The 17,188-nt window shown below is 55.9% G+C and carries 10 protein-coding genes; 2 read left to right on the top strand and 8 right to left on the bottom strand.

Annotated elements, in window-relative coordinates; genetic code table 11:
• Positions 1-205: 205 nt before the first annotated feature.
• The 8 genes from nagB to RDM37_RS06415 all read right to left on the bottom strand — a co-directional run bounded on the left by nagB (position 206) and on the right by RDM37_RS06415 (position 8,208).
• Positions 206-1,012 (bottom strand): glucosamine-6-phosphate deaminase, encoded by an 807-nt coding sequence (gene nagB, locus RDM37_RS06450; protein WP_308556010.1) that lies wholly within the window; start codon positions 1,010-1,012, stop codon positions 206-208.
• A 31-nt stretch (positions 1,013-1,043) separates the two neighbouring features.
• Entirely contained in the window at positions 1,044-2,258 is a 1,215-nt protein-coding gene (locus tag RDM37_RS06445; RefSeq protein WP_308556009.1) for an FprA family A-type flavoprotein, read from the bottom strand.
• Positions 2,259-2,291: 33 nt separating this feature from the next.
• A complete protein-coding gene (lgt, locus tag RDM37_RS06440) occupies positions 2,292-3,206 on the bottom strand; it encodes a prolipoprotein diacylglyceryl transferase (protein WP_308556008.1) in 915 nt (304 codons plus the stop codon).
• Positions 3,207-3,239: 33 nt separating this feature from the next.
• On the bottom strand, positions 3,240-4,148 hold the full coding sequence (locus tag RDM37_RS06435; protein WP_308556006.1) for a diaminopimelate dehydrogenase: 909 nt from the start codon (positions 4,146-4,148) through the stop codon (positions 3,240-3,242).
• Between the two features lie 29 nt (positions 4,149-4,177).
• On the bottom strand, positions 4,178-5,038 hold the full coding sequence (locus RDM37_RS06430; RefSeq protein WP_308556004.1) for a neutral zinc metallopeptidase: 861 nt from the start codon (positions 5,036-5,038) through the stop codon (positions 4,178-4,180).
• Positions 5,035-6,588, bottom strand: a complete 1,554-nt coding sequence (lipB, locus tag RDM37_RS06425; RefSeq protein WP_308556002.1) for a lipoyl(octanoyl) transferase LipB — start codon at positions 6,586-6,588, stop codon at positions 5,035-5,037. The genes RDM37_RS06430 and lipB overlap by 4 nt, the downstream gene beginning before the upstream one ends.
• A 5-nt stretch (positions 6,589-6,593) precedes the next feature.
• Positions 6,594-7,643, bottom strand: coding sequence for a UDP-N-acetylmuramate dehydrogenase (gene murB / locus RDM37_RS06420; RefSeq protein ID WP_308556025.1), 1,050 nt, complete (start codon positions 7,641-7,643; stop codon positions 6,594-6,596).
• Positions 7,644-7,725: 82 nt separating this feature from the next.
• Positions 7,726-8,208, bottom strand: a complete 483-nt coding sequence (locus RDM37_RS06415; protein WP_308556000.1) for an SPOR domain-containing protein — start codon at positions 8,206-8,208, stop codon at positions 7,726-7,728.
• A gap of 417 nt (positions 8,209-8,625) precedes the next feature.
• Between RDM37_RS06415 and ruvA the strand changes: the two genes are divergently transcribed.
• Both ruvA and sprA read left to right on the top strand, forming a co-directional pair.
• A complete protein-coding gene (gene ruvA, locus RDM37_RS06410; protein WP_027451563.1) occupies positions 8,626-9,234 on the top strand; it encodes a Holliday junction branch migration protein RuvA in 609 nt (202 codons plus the stop codon).
• A 152-nt stretch (positions 9,235-9,386) separates the two neighbouring features.
• Entirely contained in the window at positions 9,387-16,862 is a 7,476-nt protein-coding gene (gene sprA, locus RDM37_RS06405; RefSeq protein ID WP_308555998.1) for a cell surface protein SprA, read from the top strand.
• The last annotated feature ends 326 nt before the right edge of the window (positions 16,863-17,188 follow it).

The following is a 17,188-nucleotide window of genomic DNA, read 5'->3' as shown; positions in this document are numbered from 1 at the left end:
CAATCCCTAGGTAGAGCGTTTGATCCCAAGGGAGGAACGAAAAAATCCCTAGGAAGGAATTTGAGTTTTCCAACGGAGGAAAGTTTGATCGGGCAGAGGGGATAAAGAAAGAAGGCCGAGGAGCAACGCGTGCTTCTCGACCTTCTCTAGTCTTGTGGCGTATGCTACGGGAGCATCCGTCAGTATATTTGTGGGCTGCTACCTCTTAGTAGGCTAGACCCTCACGGGCTAGCTTCTCCTCCTGTTTGTAGAAGCGGAAGGTCTTCACCTGTAGCTCTACGGCGGCGTCGTCATCGCAGACGATGATGCTGTCGGAGTGGAGCTGCAGCGCAGAGATAGGACACATCTGGGTGATATGTCCCTCGACGGCCTTGCAGAGGGCGCGTGCCTTGTTCGAACCACTGATGAGGATCATCACCTCACGAGCGTCTGTTACGGTGCCGACACCTACGGTGAGGGCGCGTGTGGGAACCTTCGAGAGGTCGTTTTCAAAGAAACGGCTGTTGTCACGGATCGTCTCGGGCATCAGACGCACCTCACGGGTACGAGAGGCTAGTGAGGAGCCTGGCTCGTTGAAGGCGATATGGCCATCAGAGCCGATACCTCCGATGAAGAGGTCGATACCTCCGAGCGACTGAATCATCTCTTCGTAAGCTTGGCACTCAGCAGTAGTGTCCTTTGCCAAACCATTGAGGAGGTGTGTATTCTTTGGGTCGATGTCGATGTGGTCGAAGAAGTTGCTCTTCATAAAGTAGTGATAGCTCTCGGGATGTGAGGGCTCTAGACCGACATACTCGTCCATATTGACTGTAATTACGTTCTTGAAGCTGACATGACCAGCCTGGCAGGCTTTGGCCAGCTCTTGATACATACCAATAGGGGTAGAGCCTGTGGGCAGACCGATCACAAAGGGGCGGTCAGCTGTGGGTGCAAACTCATTGATGCGTTTGATCACATGCTCTGCTGCCCATGTAGACATGGCAGCATAATCTTGCTCGATAACAAGTCTCATAGATTATTTGTTGGTTGTTGGTATTTAGGTATTAACGGTAAAGTTCTAGTAGTCTCTTGCCAATAGCAGCCCCTAGGTCACGTCCCTGAGCGAGCTGCTCTGGGGTGGCGGCTCCCTTGATCTCTACGGGATCGGTGACCTGCTCGAAGGCCAGCTTCTCGAGGATCTCAGGCATGAGCTTGACAGCTTTGCCAGCCCAAGTGCAGCCGCCGAAGTAGCCGATGAGGCGATGCTTGACCTCGCGAAGGGCTACCTTGTTGAGGATCTCACGCATCTGGGGGAAGAGGTCGTTGCTATAGGTTGGTGCGCCGACGATGAGGGCGCGATACTTGAAGATGTCACGGAGCATGTGCGAGGAATCAGCCGTGCTGACGTTGTGCACGACGATCTCCTTGATGCCACTCTGCGCCAGTCCCTGAGCGACAGCCTCGGCCATCTGCTCGGTGTGCCCATACATACTACCATAGAGGATGACTGCGCCACAGCTCGTGTCGTACTTGCTGAGCTGATCGTAGATGGCGAGTGCCCGGGGGAAGCCGTGCTCCGTCCATACGGGACCATGGGTCGGACAGATGTACTGTGGCGACAGACCTAGTGAGCTGTACTTCTCCAGAGCCTTTTGGACAAACGCTCCGAACTTGCCCACGATGCAGGCGTAGTAGCGGTACATCTCCTCGTAGTAAAGGTCGAGATTCATATCTCGATCTATGATAGCTCCATTGAGTGTGCCAAAGGTTCCGAAGGCGTCAGCCGTGAAGAGGACGTTGTTCGAACTCTCGTAGGTAAACATGACCTCGGGCCAGTGAACCATCGGTGCCATGACAAACTGGAAGGAGAAGTCGCCCACCTCTAGTGGCTCTTTCTCCGAAACGACTACGCGCTGCTCCTGAGGGATTGGCGCGAAGTAAGAGTCGAGCATGCCGAAGGTCTTGGCATTGCCCACCACCTTCATCTCAGGATAGAGGGTGCGTAGGAGACCGATAGAGCCACTGTGGTCCGGCTCCATGTGGTTCACGATGAGGTAGTCGATAGGACGGTCGCCGATGATCGCTTTGATCTCGCTAAGATGCTTCTCAGCGGTGGCTATCTCGACACCATCGATGAGTACGACCTGCTCACCCACGAGCAGATAAGAGTTGTAGCTGACGCCATAGGGTAGTGACCAAGAGCCCTCGAAGAGGGGCTTCGTGCGGTCATTGACTCCGATATAGTATATTGAATCGGTGATTTGATTACGATACTCCATAATAGAATGGTTGCTTTATAATAGTGAATAGATTTACTTTTTGTTTTGGTGAGCGGCTTGCTCCTTGCGCTGCGCCTCCTCGGCGAGTAGACGCTCTACCTCTGCCTGAGGCACTGGGTGGCGTAGGGCGTAGATGATCATGCCGACTCCGATGATGATGAAGGGGATGCTGAGTAGCTGCCCCTGATTGAGTCCGATGGACTCGACTAGCTTGTGCTCCCACGGCTCCTGAACGAACTTGACCGTCTCGATGAGCAGACGTGCTACGAAGGTGAGCGTCAGGAGCGTTCCGACGATGAGCCCATGATACTTGTAGCCCGCATTGCGACGCCAGTAGAGCCACATACAGATGGCGAAGACGAGCAAGTAGGCGAGTGCCTCGTAGATGGCGGTCGGGTGGCAAGGCATACCACCAGCCAAGGTCTGCCACTCGGCGGAGCGTACGAAGCGAAAGCCCCACGCAACATCGGTGGGGTAACCGAATATCTCGCTATTCATCAGGTTGCCGAGACGTATCATGGCTGCCACGAGTCCTACGGGTACGCAGAGCCGGTCCATGCCCCAGAGGATTGGTTTGTGCGATACCTTGCGTGCGTAGATCCACATGACGATGATGAGGCCGATCACACCGCCGTGACTTGCTAGTCCGCCCTCCCACGTCTTCAGGATTTCAACGGGATTGGCGAGGTAGTAGAGCGGGTCGTAGAAGAGACAATGCCCTAGTCTAGCACCTACGATCGTACCGATGGCTACGTACCAAAAGAGCTTGTCAAACCATGGTTCGGGCAAGCCTTCTTTCTGCCAGATGCGATGCACGATCCACGGACCGAAGACGAAGAGCCCCACGGCAAAAAGTATGGCGTACCAGCGCAACTCAAAGGAGCCGATGGTAAAGATGGCGGGACTGACATCCCACGTGATGGCTAGTAGGGGTAGTGAGCTGGACATGGCGAGTAGAGATTAGAAGTTAGAGATTAGATACTAGACTAGCTGGGCGATCCAGTCGGCGCGGTCGCCTGCGAGGAGGTCTATGACTGGCACCTCGGGGAGCGTGTAGGCTCCTGGCGTGAGGCGCTGCGTAGCACGAGCCGAGGCGACCATCATCTGGGCGGTCAGGGCGGGGTTGTTGATCTGCATCTCGAAGGTGATACGCTGGTTGTGCGTTACGCCCGAGACCCCTTTGCGCATCATGTGTACGCCATGGCCTACGTCCTCTAGGGCTGCGACAGAAGGGACGAAGGTGACGATCGTCTCGTCATGAGCGAAGTAATCATCGGCGAGGATCGCTTGGCGCACCTGCTCTTCGTTGGCTCCTGCCTCCAGCTCCACATAGACCTGTCTGCGGTGCTGTCCGTAGCCTACGGGCAGGGTCATAGAGAGCGCATCTCGGACACCCGCTATGGCACGTGCCGCCACGGAGTGTCCCATGCTCATGCCTGGCCCGAAGTCTGTGTAGGTGATTCCCTCGGGAGCCATCGCCTGCATCAAGGTGCGGACGATCGAGTCGCTCCCGGGGTCCCAGCCAGCACTGATGATGGAGACTACTTGGTGCTCCTGAGCTACCGCCATCAAGTCGTGGCGTAGCGTAGCTATCTGGGTATGGATGTCGAAGCTGTCTACCGTGCAAATGCCCTGTGCGAGGTAACGCTTGGCGTAGTCAGGCACGGAGCGTGTCGGTACGGCTAGGATAGCGACGTCTGCCTTGGGGAGGGCTTCATCCTCTCCGTAAACGGCGATGCCGTGAGCGGTCAATACTTGGCTTTGAAGATCATTCTTGGAGCGACGGACTACACCGACCAGCTCCATGTCGGGAGCGGTGCGTACGGTGGTCACAACTTGCTTGCCTACGTGTCCGTAGCCTACGACGAGTACTTTTATCTTCTGGTTCATCTGTAATCTGCTATAGAATTGGTTGTTGCTTACAAGCGGTAACGGCTCGCACCATCCAAGCTGCCCGACTCAAAGCCAGAGCGAAAGGCTTGCATGCGCTGTGCTGAGGTACCGTGTGTGAATGAGTCTGGGACGGCGTAGCCCTGCGCCTCTTTTTGCAAAGTGTCATCGCCGATAGCGTTGGCGGCTGTGAGTGCATCCTCGAGGTCTCCAGGCTCGATGAGTATGATGCCGAGTCGCTGGGCGTGGTATGCCCATACGCCAGCAAGGTAGTCGGCTTGCAGCTCTAGCTGTACACTAGCGCGGTTGTACGCTTCCTGAGAGACTCGCCCTTGCTGCTGGTGCAGCTTGTCGGAGATGCCGAGGAGGTTCTGCACGTGATGCCCTACCTCGTGAGCCGTGACGTAAGCCATGGCGAGGTCTCCCGGCGCTTTGAAGCGAGAGGCGAGTAGATTGAAGAAGTCTAAGTCAATGTAGACCGTCTGGTCGGCCGGACAGTAGAAAGGTCCTACCTCACTGGTGGCTCCTCCGCAACGGCTCTGCACCTGATCGGTGAAGGTCACCAGTGTCGGTGCCGCATAGGAGCGTTGTAGCTCGGAGCTGAAGAGATCTGTCCACACATCGTTGCAACTGTTGAAGACGCGCAGTGTGAAGACCTTGAACTCTTCGTTTTCGTTGACGCGCGAGGGGTCTACCTGCTCCGTCTGTGAGCCGGGCAAGACATTGTCTGCTACCCGCATTAGTCCCGTGAGGTCTACACCGAAGAAGAGGCTGGCGAGGACGATGACGATACCGCCGATGCCACCTCCGAGGGCTAGTCCTCTGCCGGAGATGCGTCCACGTCTGTCTTGGTAGTTTGCCGAGCTGTCGTTGGGTCTAAGCCATTTCATAGTATGTCGTCGTTAGGTAGGTGGTACAGAAGGTGCGTGAAGTGCTTGCGAAAGAGTCCCTCCAGCTGGTGCTTGACTAGCGGAAAGTAAACCTCCCCGCGTCCTATCTCTTGCTCCATCGAGGTGACTCCCTTGTCGGTAAAGCCACACGGATTGATGAGCTGGAAGTAGCTCAGGTCGGTATTGACATTGAGCGCGAAGCCGTGCATCGTCACATAGCGAGAGGTGTGCACGCCGATAGCGCAGATCTTACGAGCTTGCGGTGTGTGCGCATCGATCCAGACGCCCGTAGCGCCCTCGAGACGCTCCGCACGAATGCCGTAGAGGTAGAGCAGATCGATGATGCACTGCTCCATCGTGTGGATGTACTCCTTGATACCTACGCCGTAATGCTCCAGGTCAAAGATCGGGTAACCCGTGATCTGCCCAGGACCATGGTAGGTAATGTCGCCACCACGCTCTATCTGGACTAGCTGAATGCCTTTGGAGTTGAGCAGAGCCTCCGAGACGAGTAGGTTCGTCTGCTTGCCATGCTTGCCAATGGTCAGCACGGGCTCATGCTCGCAAAAGAGTAGCACGTCCTCAGGCACCGTCTGATGTGCTACCTTGGCATCAATACGCTCCTGCCAAAGCCGCAACTGCATCTCCAGAGCCTCTCGATAATCGATCCTGCCACAATCCCGATAGGTAAAAGGCTCAGCACTGCTCCTTGACAGCTTGTCTGGTGTAGGTTGCGGGGTATAGCCTGCCCCTTCGGTGTAGCGAAGGGTTAGTCCGTCGTAACCCACGTAGACCCCCTCGGGCAGTCGCTCTTGTAGCTCTGCCGTAGGCGGCGCATGGTGCGAAAGGTGAATGATGTAGCTACGTTGCGACTGAACCCTGGCGGTCAGCTCAATAGCCTCCTCGATCGTTTGGTGCGTCGGGTGAGGCTTGGTGTAGCGCAGTCCATTGACAAAGAGTAGCTCCACGCCTCGGAGCTTCTCTAGCTCCTCTGGAGCGATGCTCTTGAGGTCGGTTAGGAAGCCAAAGCTCCCGATGCGATAGCCTAGTATTGGTTGCTTGCCGTGCATCACCCGTATCGGCTCTATCGTCAGGTCGTAGAGTGTAAACGGCTCTAGCGACGAGATGGGGTGCAGCGTCAAGTGTGGCGTGCCGGGATAGCGATGAGGCCCGAAGTAGTAGTGCAGTCGGGACTTGATCGCCTCCAGTACGTTAGGCTCTGCGTAGATGGGCAGCTCCGTGCGCCACGAGATAGTGCGCAGGTCGTCCAGCCCTCCGATATGGTCGTAGTGCTGGTGCGTTAGGATGATCGCATCTAGATGGTCTATGCCCGCTAGGAGTGCTTGCTGCCGGAAGTCCGCGCTACAATCGATCAGTATTCGTTTGCCCGCAGGTGAGACTACTAGAGCCGATGTGCGGGTGCGCTGGTCGCGTGGGTCTAGGCTGAGACAGGTGCGACAGTAGCAACCCACCTCAGGTACGCCTGTGCTGGTACCTGAGCCTAGTAGCTCGACGATCTGTGGCGAGGGGAGATTGTGGCGAGAGGGCATAGGGCTCAGTCTATGTAACGCACCTCAGGACGTAGTGAGATGCCGAACTTACGACTCACCTCCTGCTGCACGTGCTCTGCCAGTGCGACCACCTCTTGACCGGTCGCTCCACCGTAGTTGACGAGGACGAGCGGTTGCTTGTCGTAGACTCCCACAGCACCTGAGCGGTAGCCCTTGAGTCCCGTCTGGTCTATGAGCCACGCTGCTGAGAGCTTCACCTCCCCCTCGTTGTGAGTAGGGTAGTGAGGCATGGGCGTGTCGTATTGCTTCGCCAGCTCCTCGTACTGCGCTAGCGGTACGATCGGGTTCATGAAGAAGCTCCCGCCATTCGGTATCTCCTCAGGGTCGGGTAGCTTAGCACGTCGGATGCTGATCACCTCTTGGCGAATCTCCTCAGGCGTCGGCATCGTGTCGCGACCCTCGAAAGCTTTTGCCAGGGAGGCGTAGCTCAGATTGCAGGTCGGCTCGGTGCTTAGTATGAAGTGCACGTGCGTGACGATGTAGGAGTGGTACTGCGGATCTTTGAAGATGCTGTACCTATATTTATAGTCACACAGGGCACTCGGTATGCGTAGCTTCATTCCTGTCGCTAGGTCGACCACATCGACCGCCACGATGTACTGAGAGACCTCGCTCCCGTAGGCACCTATATTCTGTATGGCAGCAGCACCCACGGTGCCTGGTATGAGCGATAGATTTTCTATACCATAGAGACCCCGGCTGAGCATCAGCTCCACAAAGTGATCCCAGACGATGCCACTACCCGCCCGCACATGCTGCTGCCCGGGGTGGGTCAGCGCACTCTCGGTCTCATCATAGTAGTGGAGGTCGTCGATCTGCGAGTAGAGGATGACGCCACGATACTTATCGTGCGTAAAGAGCAGGTTGCTCCCAGCACCTATCGGTAGATAAGGCTGCGAGACAAAGAACTCATCACGTGCCAGCGTCTGAAGATCCTCAGCACTGCTGTAGTTGATCCACCAGTCAGCGGTGGCCTCTGTGGCAAATGTGTGGTACTCCCGAAGCGGTTGATGCTGTATGATCTCCATAGTTATAGTGTCCGAAGAAGGAGCCTTAGAGTCTATCTAAGAAACTCTAAGACTCCTTATTAATTATGGGTTCGATATAGAGAAGCGATTAGCGGATCTTCTCTAGAATCCAAGCGTCCTGGAAGTCAGGAGCAAAGCGTCCCTTGACCTGCTCTCTCGAAGCCTCAGCCTCACGGCGGTTGTCAAAGCTAGTGATGATGACACGTAGCATGCCAGCCTCGTTCTGACCGAGTACGGGGTTGTAGCCCTGAGCCTGTAGACGCTCCTTGAGTGAGTAAGCGTTGGTGTGGTTTTGGAAAGAGCCGACGACCACGTTGTAGGTCTTGAGCATGTTTGCGTCCTCACCCTTGACAGCCTCTAGACGCTCACGACGCAGCTGGATGTCAGCGGCTGGCTCACGAGCGACGACGACACTGGCAGGTTGAGTTTGCTGTGAAGTTCCCTGCTCTGCGGCGACTTCACGCTGCTTAGCCTTTTCATAGACCTGACGATAAGCACTCTGCTTAGGGGCACAAGCACCTACTGATAGGAGCAGTAGTGCGGAGGATAGGAGAATTAATGCCTTTTTCATATCTGTATCTTGTTTGAACTTGTTGATTCGTTGTATTCTACACGACAAAGGTAGTAGTTTTTGCGCAAATACCACTATCTTTGTGGACACTTACTAGAGCTGAGGCATTGCAGATCAAGGATTGCTGGCGTAGATCGATGCTTTTCGACTTAGGAGAGACCAATTCCTACGGAGGAATTTTCAAATCTCCACGTGGAAAATGAAAAATTCTTCGGAGGAATGAAATAAAACTTCGGAGGAATCAAATGAAACTTCGGAGGAATGAAATGACAAGTCCGAAGAATTTTTTATTTCCTACGTGGGTGTTTCAAAACAGCTACCGAGGGGTTTCGAATTTCCTCAGGAGCAATTTGGCGAGAGTCTCGAATTACGATGCAGTAAGCTCTAGCTTAGATACTTACTCAAGACAAGAAGATTATGATTGCATACTTACGTGGCACGATAGATACGCTCACACCGACCAACGCCTATGTGGACTGTAGCGGGGTGGGCTACGATGTCAATATATCGCTCTCTACTTATGATACGCTGCATGGGCTGGAGCGTGAGGCGCCTGTACGACTCTGGATCACGGAGGTGATGCGTCAGGGCGAGGTGTGTGACCTGTACGGCTTCTACACAAGAGAGGAGCAGGCGCTCTTTGCGAAGCTGATCACCGTGTCTGGTGTGGGCCCCGCAACGGCTCGTGTGATCCTCTCTAGTCTGGCACCGCTGGAGCTGGCGGAGGTGATCGAGAGTGGCGATGACAAGCGGCTCAAGATGGTCAAGGGTATCGGACTCAAGACGGCACAGCGCATCATCGTGGACCTCAAGGGCAAGCTCCCCGAGACGCTGACAGATCGTGACGATGTGACGGCTGGTATCGGTTCGCGGGCTGCTCGTGAAGTGGCTGAGGAGGCGATCTCGGCACTCAAGATGCTGGGCTTTGCCGAAGCCAATGTGCGCAAGGTGGTGAAGCAGATTATGACTGTCAAGCCTGACACACCCGTAGAGCAGGTGATCAAGCAAGCGCTGGCGCAGCTCTGACCTAGGAGGCTTGGGTACAACAAAACGGGCACCCGAGCGTTACATAACTGACTCTATATTATAGTAGACACTAGATGATCCCTAGGCGCAGGATACTATGTGCATGGCTTGCGTTGCTCTGCGCATTGGTGGGTATGGTGAGGTTGTTCGCTATGCCACCGCTCTCTGTATCTGCTACGGAGCATCCTGCGCAGCCTGATAGTCTGCGCTACCCAGTGCAGCCGACAGCGCCCGAGTCGTATGAGTGGCTCGAGCTGGAGTCAGCGGTCGATCTGCGCACGCCGAGCGTGGTGACGCACGAGTTTGTCTACAATCCCGCCACGGGCCTTTATCTGCTGGTCACTAAGGTGGGTGGCAAGCAGGTAGGCACGCCAATCCCCTACACGCTGGAGCAGTACGTCGCCTATGTGGAGCGCAATGGCGTGCAGAGCTACTTCCTAGAGCGTGCTGCGCAAGATGAGAAGGAGCAGCAGGGCAAGGGGTTCAACCCGTTTGACTTTGGCTTCGAGCTGGGCCCTGCGGAGAAGATCTTTGGCCCTGGTGGCGTGCGGGTGCGGACACAAGGCTCTGCGGAGGTGTCGATGGGTGTCAAGAGCAACGCTACGGACAACCCCTCCATACCGATTCGCTCACGGAGACATACCTTCTTTGACTTCGACCAGAAGATCCAGGCCAACGTGCAGGCGTCGGTGGGTACGAAGCTCAACTTTAACCTAAACTACAATACGCAGGCTACCTTTGACTTCGACAGTAAGAAGCTCAAGCTGGCCTACGAGGGCGAGGAAGATGACATCATCAAGGTGCTAGAGGCGGGCAATGTGTCGCTACAGTCGAAGAACTCGCTAATACAGGGTGGTGCGTCGCTCTTCGGCATCCATAGCAAATTGCAGTTTGGCAAGCTCGACGTAGACTTCGTGGTGAGCCAGCAGGAGGCGGAGACGAAGCGCGTCTCGACAGATCGTGGGGCGCAGACGACGCCCTTTGAGTTTTCGGCCAATCAGTATGACGAGAATAGGCACTTTTACCTAGGACACTACTTCCGCGACCACTACAACAAGGCGATGTCTACGTTGCCCTTTATCTCTTCGGGCGTTAAGATCAACCGCATCGAGGTGTGGGTGACCAACAAGCGGGGCAACTTTGACGAGGCGCGCAACATTGTCGCCTTTACCGATATGGGTGAGGCGGAGCGTGTGACGGCTCGTGGCGTTACGACGACAGGATCGACACAAGGACTGCCTGCCAATCAGGCGAACTCGCTCTACAGCTGGCTGCTCGGACAGCCTGCTCTGCGCCAAGTGGATCAGGTGAGCCAGATACTGGAGGGGCAGCTGCGTGGCGGTATAGACTATACGAAGATAGAGAGTGCTCGCCGTCTGAATGCCAACGAGTACCGCATCAACGACCAGCTCGGTACACTCTCGCTGCAGGTGCGTCTCCAGCCGGATGAGGTGGTGGGCGTAGCCTTTGAGTACACTTATCAGGGCAAGGTCTATCAGGTGGGTGAGTTTAGCTCGGACCGCTCGGATCGTACGGCGGACAACCTTTTTGTCAAGCTACTCAAGGGCGCATCGATGACCCCGACGGCTCCTTACTGGCAGTTTATGATGCGCAACGTCTACAGCCTCGGGAGCAGCGTCTACAATCTCAAGGCAGATCACTTCAAGCTCGACGTCTTCTACCGCAACGATAGCACTGGCACCGCTGTACCTTATATTAATGAGGGCAAAGTGGCGGGGCAGCTCCTCACACGGGTCTTGGGTATGGATCGTCTGGATTCGCGCAATGAGCCGCACCCTGATGGCGTCTTTGACTTTGTCCCCGGCTATACGGTCGATGCAGAGCGAGGGCTCGTTATCTTTACCTCTACGGAGCCTTTTGGTAGTTATTTGGCGGAGCAGATAGGCGATCCCGCCATTGCCGAGCGATACGTCTATCGTGAGATCTACGACACGACGATGGTCGCAGCGCAGCAGGTGGCTGAGCGCGATAAGTTTATCCTGCGAGGCGAGTACGAAGCGGCAAATAGCGGGCAGATCTCGCTCGGAGCGATGAATGTGACCCCAGGGTCTGTGCGTGTGACGGCTGGTGGAGCAACGCTCGTGGAGAATGTGGACTACACGGTCAACTACGCCATGGGTACCGTCACGATCCTCAACGAGGCAATCCTCAACAGTGGTACGCGAGTCGATGTCTCTCTGGAGAATAGGGGCTTTCTCAACCTGCAGCGCAAGACGGTGCTGGGCTTGGACCTTAACTATCACTTTACGCCAAACTTAACGCTGGGCGGTACTTTTATGTATCTCAGCGAGATGCCACTGACTGCCAAGCCTGCCATGGGACGTGAGTCAATGCAAAACAGCCTTTGGGGACTTAATCTCTCGTGGCGCACCGAGTCTCAGTGGCTGACGCGTATCCTAGACTACATCCCGCTCCTAGACTTGACCAAGCCGTCGGAGGTCGCGCTCAATATGGAGTTTGCCCACCTGATCCCAGGACACTACGAGGGGCGCTACACCAAGGGGCATAGCTATATAGACGACTTTGAGACATCGCAAAGCAGCATTGACCTGCTCAACCCCTACGCTTGGATGCTGAGTTCTACGCCGTGGCACGACCCGGTAGATGGAGCGGCCGATCTCTTCCCCGAGGCACGACTGGTCAATGACCTGCGCTACGGCAATCGGCGAGCCTTGCTCAACTGGTTTTACATAGACCCGATGCTAAACCGTGCTGGCTCTTCGCTGACACCCTCTTACCTGCGCAACAATCCCGACATGCTCTCCAACCATTACTCGCGAGAGGTGCGTATGTCGGAGCTGTTCCCCTATAGAGATGAGAACTTTGCCCAGCAGTCCTACCTGCAGACGCTCTGCCTCGCTTACTATCCCAATGAGCGTGGCCCGTACAACCTCAATAGCGATCAGGTCGGTAGCGATGGTAAGCTGATGAATCCCACCGAGAACTGGGGCGGTATGATGCGCAAGATAGACCAAAGCGACTTTGAGGCAGCCAATATCGAGTACATCGAGTTCTGGATGATGGATCCCTTCATCTATCCCGAGACGGCACCGACGAGTGGCAAGCTCTTCTTCAATCTGGGCGAGGTATCGGAGGAGGTGCTGAAGGATGAGAAGAAGTTCTTTGAGAACGGTATGCCGCTCAACGATGACCCCTCGGCAACTATCGAGACGGTCTGGGGGCGCGTGCCTATTCGTCAGACGGCGGGCTACTCCTTTGACAATGCTGCTGGGGCGCGTAGCAAGCAAGATGTGGGCTTCAATGGACTAACCTCTGAGCAGGAAAAGACTTTCCCCGCTTATGCCGACTACCTCTCCGCAATCCGTGGCAAGGTGTCGGGCGAGGTACTCGAGCAGTGGCAGGGCGATCCGATGAGTCCGCTCAATGATCCAGCGGGTGATAGCTTCCGTCACTACCGTGACGAGCGATATGACCAGCTACAGGCTTCTATCCTCGAGCGATATAAGTACTACAACGGAGTCGAGGGCAATAGTGCTGAGGCGACCAATGAGACTGGCTCCTACAGCGTGGCGAGCCGTGTCGTGCCTGATGTGGAGGACATCAACCAAGACAACACGCTCAACGAGCAGGAGCGTTACTTCGAGTACGAGATAGCGCTTTCGCCAGCCGAGATGCAGGTGGGGCGCAACTACATCGTTGACGAGCGCTCGGTCAATGTGAAGCTCGCCAACGGCAAGCAAGAGACGGTCAAGTGGTATCAGTTTAAGATTCCCGTACGAGAGCCGACCCGCAGGGTAGGGGGCATAGCCGACCTCAAGAGTATCCGCTTCATGCGCCTCTACTTGACGCAGTGGGACAAGCCTGTCGTGCTGCGCTTCGGTACCTTTAAGATGGTGCGTGGCGAGTGGCGACAGTATGACCGCCCGCTACACGCTCCCTCCGTCACACCTATATCTAATGGCACGATGGAGGTCAATACGGTCAACATTGAGGAGAACGGTGACCGCAAGCCGATCAACTACATCCTTCCGCCGGGCGTCTCTCGTAGCGTCAGCCCCAGTCAGGCGCAAGCCATTCGTCAGAACGAGCAGGCACTCAGCCTACGCATCAAGCGACTAGCTCCAGGCGATGCACGAGCTGTCTACAAGAATACGGGACTAGACCTACGTCGCTACAAGCGCATCGAGCTGTTTGTCCATGCTGAGGAGCTTCCCGAGGAGGGGACGCCCACGGGCAATGGCGAGATGACCGCTTTCCTCCGCTTAGGCTCTGACTACACAAATAACTATTACGAGTACAGCGTTCCCCTCGAGCTGACCCCCTTCGGCACTTACAGTGATAATGCTAAGGATAGAGAGATGGTCTGGCCACGGGATAACAAGGTGGACTTCCGCTTTGACCTCCTCACGGGACTCAAGATGCGGCGCAACGCTGCGCAGGCTAATGGCGAGACCGACCTCTACACGCCTTACTCGGTGCCTGACGCTGAGCGTCCACGCAACACCATCACCGTGATGGGTAATCCCTCGCTGAGCAATGTCAAGACCATCATGATCGGTGTGCGAAACAGTGCTGGGCAGATCAAGAGTGCCGAGATCTGGGTCAATGAGCTACGCCTGAGCGAGTACCAAGAGCAGGGCGGCTGGGCGACCAATGCTGATCTGCAGGTACAGCTGAGTGACTTAGGCTCGTTTAACGCTCGAGGATCTTACCGCACCGCAGGCTTTGGCGCACTCGATCAGTCACTCGCGCAGAGACAGCTAGAGGATACGGGCTTCCTCAACCTCTCGACGCAGGTGGAGCTGGGTAAGTTCTTCCCCGAGAAGGCGAAGGTGCGCATACCGCTCTACTACAGCTACCAAGATGAAGTGATCCGTCCGCAGTACAACCCGCTAGACCAAGATCTGCTCCTCACGGAGGCGCTCGACAATGCCGCCAACGAGTCGGTACGCGACTCCATCAAGACGATGGCACTGACACGGACACAGGCTCATGCGCTGTCGCTCTCTAACGTGGGGGTCAACATACAGAGCAAGACCCCGATGCCGTACGATCCAGCCAACTTCACGCTTGGCTACTCGATGTCGTGGGATGAGAAGAACAGCCCCGAGATTGTCTACGACCGCAATCGTACGTGGCAAGCTACGGCGCAGTATCAATACACGCCCGTGGTGGCTCCGTGGAAGCCTTTTGCCAAGCTAAAACAAGGCAAAGGCTCCTCCGAGGCGATCCGCACCGTCTCCTCGACGCTGAGAGGTTACCAGATCAACTACCTCCCCTCACGACTTGCTTTCAATAGCTCCATACTGCGCAACTACAGCGAGCATCAGGTGCGCAACCTTGTGCCGGGTGGCGGTGCTATGGCTGACTGGTCACTACCTGCTACCTTCGTGCAGAACTTCGTCTGGCAGCGTGCCGCAAACATTGTCTGGAACCCCACGACCAATCTCAAGCTCTCCTTTAACTCTGGTACCAACGCCCGCATCGTAGAGCCACACGTACAGGTCAATCGTGAGCTAGCTCCCGACGACTACACGCTATGGCGCGACTCCGTCTGGCAGAGCATACGTAGCTGGGGACTACCGATGCAGTACAACCAGACTGCCAACGCCACCTACACGCTCCCGCTCGCCCTCATTCCCTTTATGGACTTCGTCTCAGCCACCGCCACCTATATGGCTTCGTACAATTGGGACCGCGGAGCTTTGACCCAGCAGGGAGCCTCCATGGGCAATGTGGTGCGCAATCAGATGAAGCTCGACGGACGGGTCAACATCCTCTTCCAGACACTCTACCGTAAGTTCGACTGGTACAAAGATTACGAGAAGCGACAGAACAAGAGCAACAACCGTGACAACCGCTCTGCCACCCGCCGAGATGCTCGTGCCAGTCGCTCTGATCAGGAGCCTGCGGACAAAGCTCCCGCAGCAGCACAGCGCAAGAAGCCTGCGCCACTGCGCTTTACCAAGGAAGTGGTCCTACGTCCTGACACAACGATTACCATCAACCACCAGCTGGGCAGTGCTAAGCCCGAGGTGACTGCCAAGGATTCGCTCGGACACAACTACCCCGTCAAGTATGCCGTGGTCAATCCCAACAGCATCACCGTCACCGGCACCGACTCCGTCACGATCCGCCTCAACGTCTACGCAGCCGACAAAGCTCGTGAGATGCGCATGGAGCGCATCTATCCCTACATTGATGCGGGTATCTCCTTGCTCACCTTCCTGCGTGACATCTCGCTCACTTACACCCGCACTTCGTCGCTCCACTTGCCTGGCTTCCTCCCCGACATCAAGGCTGCGGGTGGGCAGGGTTATCCGATGCAGGGCGTGATGGCTCCGGGCCTTGCCTTCGCTTTTGGCTTTACTGACAATGACTTCGTCCGTGAGGCGGCGCAGCGTGGTTGGCTTCTCAAGCAGGCGGAAAACATCAACCCCGCCATGTACTCCCTCTCGGAAGATGCCACGGCACGTCTCAACCTCGAGCCCCTCAAAGACCTCAAAGTGACGCTCACCTGGGACTACCACACCAATAGAGCGGTGCAGACGCAGTATATGTTTGAAGGTGCTCCCGAGACTTACAGCGGAACCTTTACCGCCGGAACCATCGGTCTCAAGGGCTTCTTTGCTAGTGCCAATGCTGGCGACGGCTACAAGACGAGTACCTTTGACAACCTCCTCAGCTACCAGCAGGAGATGGTGCAGCGACTGACCAACCAATACAACGCCATCGCTGGAGCTGACGCGCCCGAGGTGCGTCCCAACAGTCCCGATGTACTGATCCCCGCCTTCATCGCTGCTTATACGGCTCGTGGTCTAGACGGAGCGACGCCATTCCACTCGATCTGGCGCACCCTCCCCAACTGGAGCATCACCTACACGGGGCTAACTAAGATTCCCGTCTTGGCAGACCTCTTCCGCAACTTCTCCCTCTCCCACACCTATCGCAATAGTTATAGTGTGGCAAACTACAATTCCTTCATCTCCTGGCAACCGATCGAGCCGGAGCTACGCATGGGCTACATAGAGATGCCTGCCGACGGAGCTTCTGGTGGAGCAAATGGGATGCGTCGTGTCGCCTCTTCTCCCTACGATATCACGCAGGTCTCCATCCGTGAGTCTTTTGCTCCGCTCATTGGGGTCGAGATGACCTTGCAGAGTGGTCTGGGCCTCAATGCTCGCTGGAATAAGTCGCGAGACCTGATGCTCAACCTCACCTCCTTCCAGGTTATCGAAAACAGTCGCAACGAAATCTCTGTCGGGATCAACTACAAGATTGATGACTTTAGCAAGCTCATCGGCATCAAGCGTCGGGCACCTCAGCGCACGGGAGCACAGGCGCAGGAAGGCAAAAAGGAGAATCCGCTCTTTGCCTCGGGCGGTGCTATGACGCTGCGCTGCGAGTACTCGTACAATCACTCCTCGATGCTCATTCGCAAGATCCAGGAAGCCTTCACGCAGGCGACCAATGGCAATGTGGCGCACGTCATCAAGTTCAGTGCCGACTACGCCCTCAGCCGTATGCTCACCATACGAGGCTACTTCGACTGGAATATGAATCACCCGCTCGTGAGCACCGCCTCCTTCCCCGTGAACAATACCTCCTTCGGCGTCGCCCTCCGCATCAGCCTCACCCAGCAGTAACACCCAGCTCGATACGAGTAATGATATGTAGGGGACGCACGATCGTGACGAAACCCTGTAGGGACGCACGGCTCGTGTTTGGCGAGAGGGCGTCCGTTGTAGTACAGCGATATCTCCGTCAAAGGTTACATCGTCAAGATCGTTCAACAACGGACGCTCAGACCGAGCGTCCCTACAGGGTGCAGTCACGGCTAGTATCTAGTTGGAGGGCGTCCGTTGCATCCAAGCGATACGAGTAGCCCTTTGTAGGGACGCACGGTCTGTGCGTCCGTCTCCGTCAAAGGTTACATCGTCAAGATCGTTCAACAACGGACGCTCAGACCGAG

It is taken from the genome of uncultured Porphyromonas sp., assembly GCF_902489635.1.
Lineage (GTDB): Bacteria > Bacteroidota > Bacteroidia > Bacteroidales > Porphyromonadaceae > Porphyromonas.
Note: the sequence above shows the minus strand (reverse complement) of the source record. Positions and strands in the feature narration are given on the sequence as shown.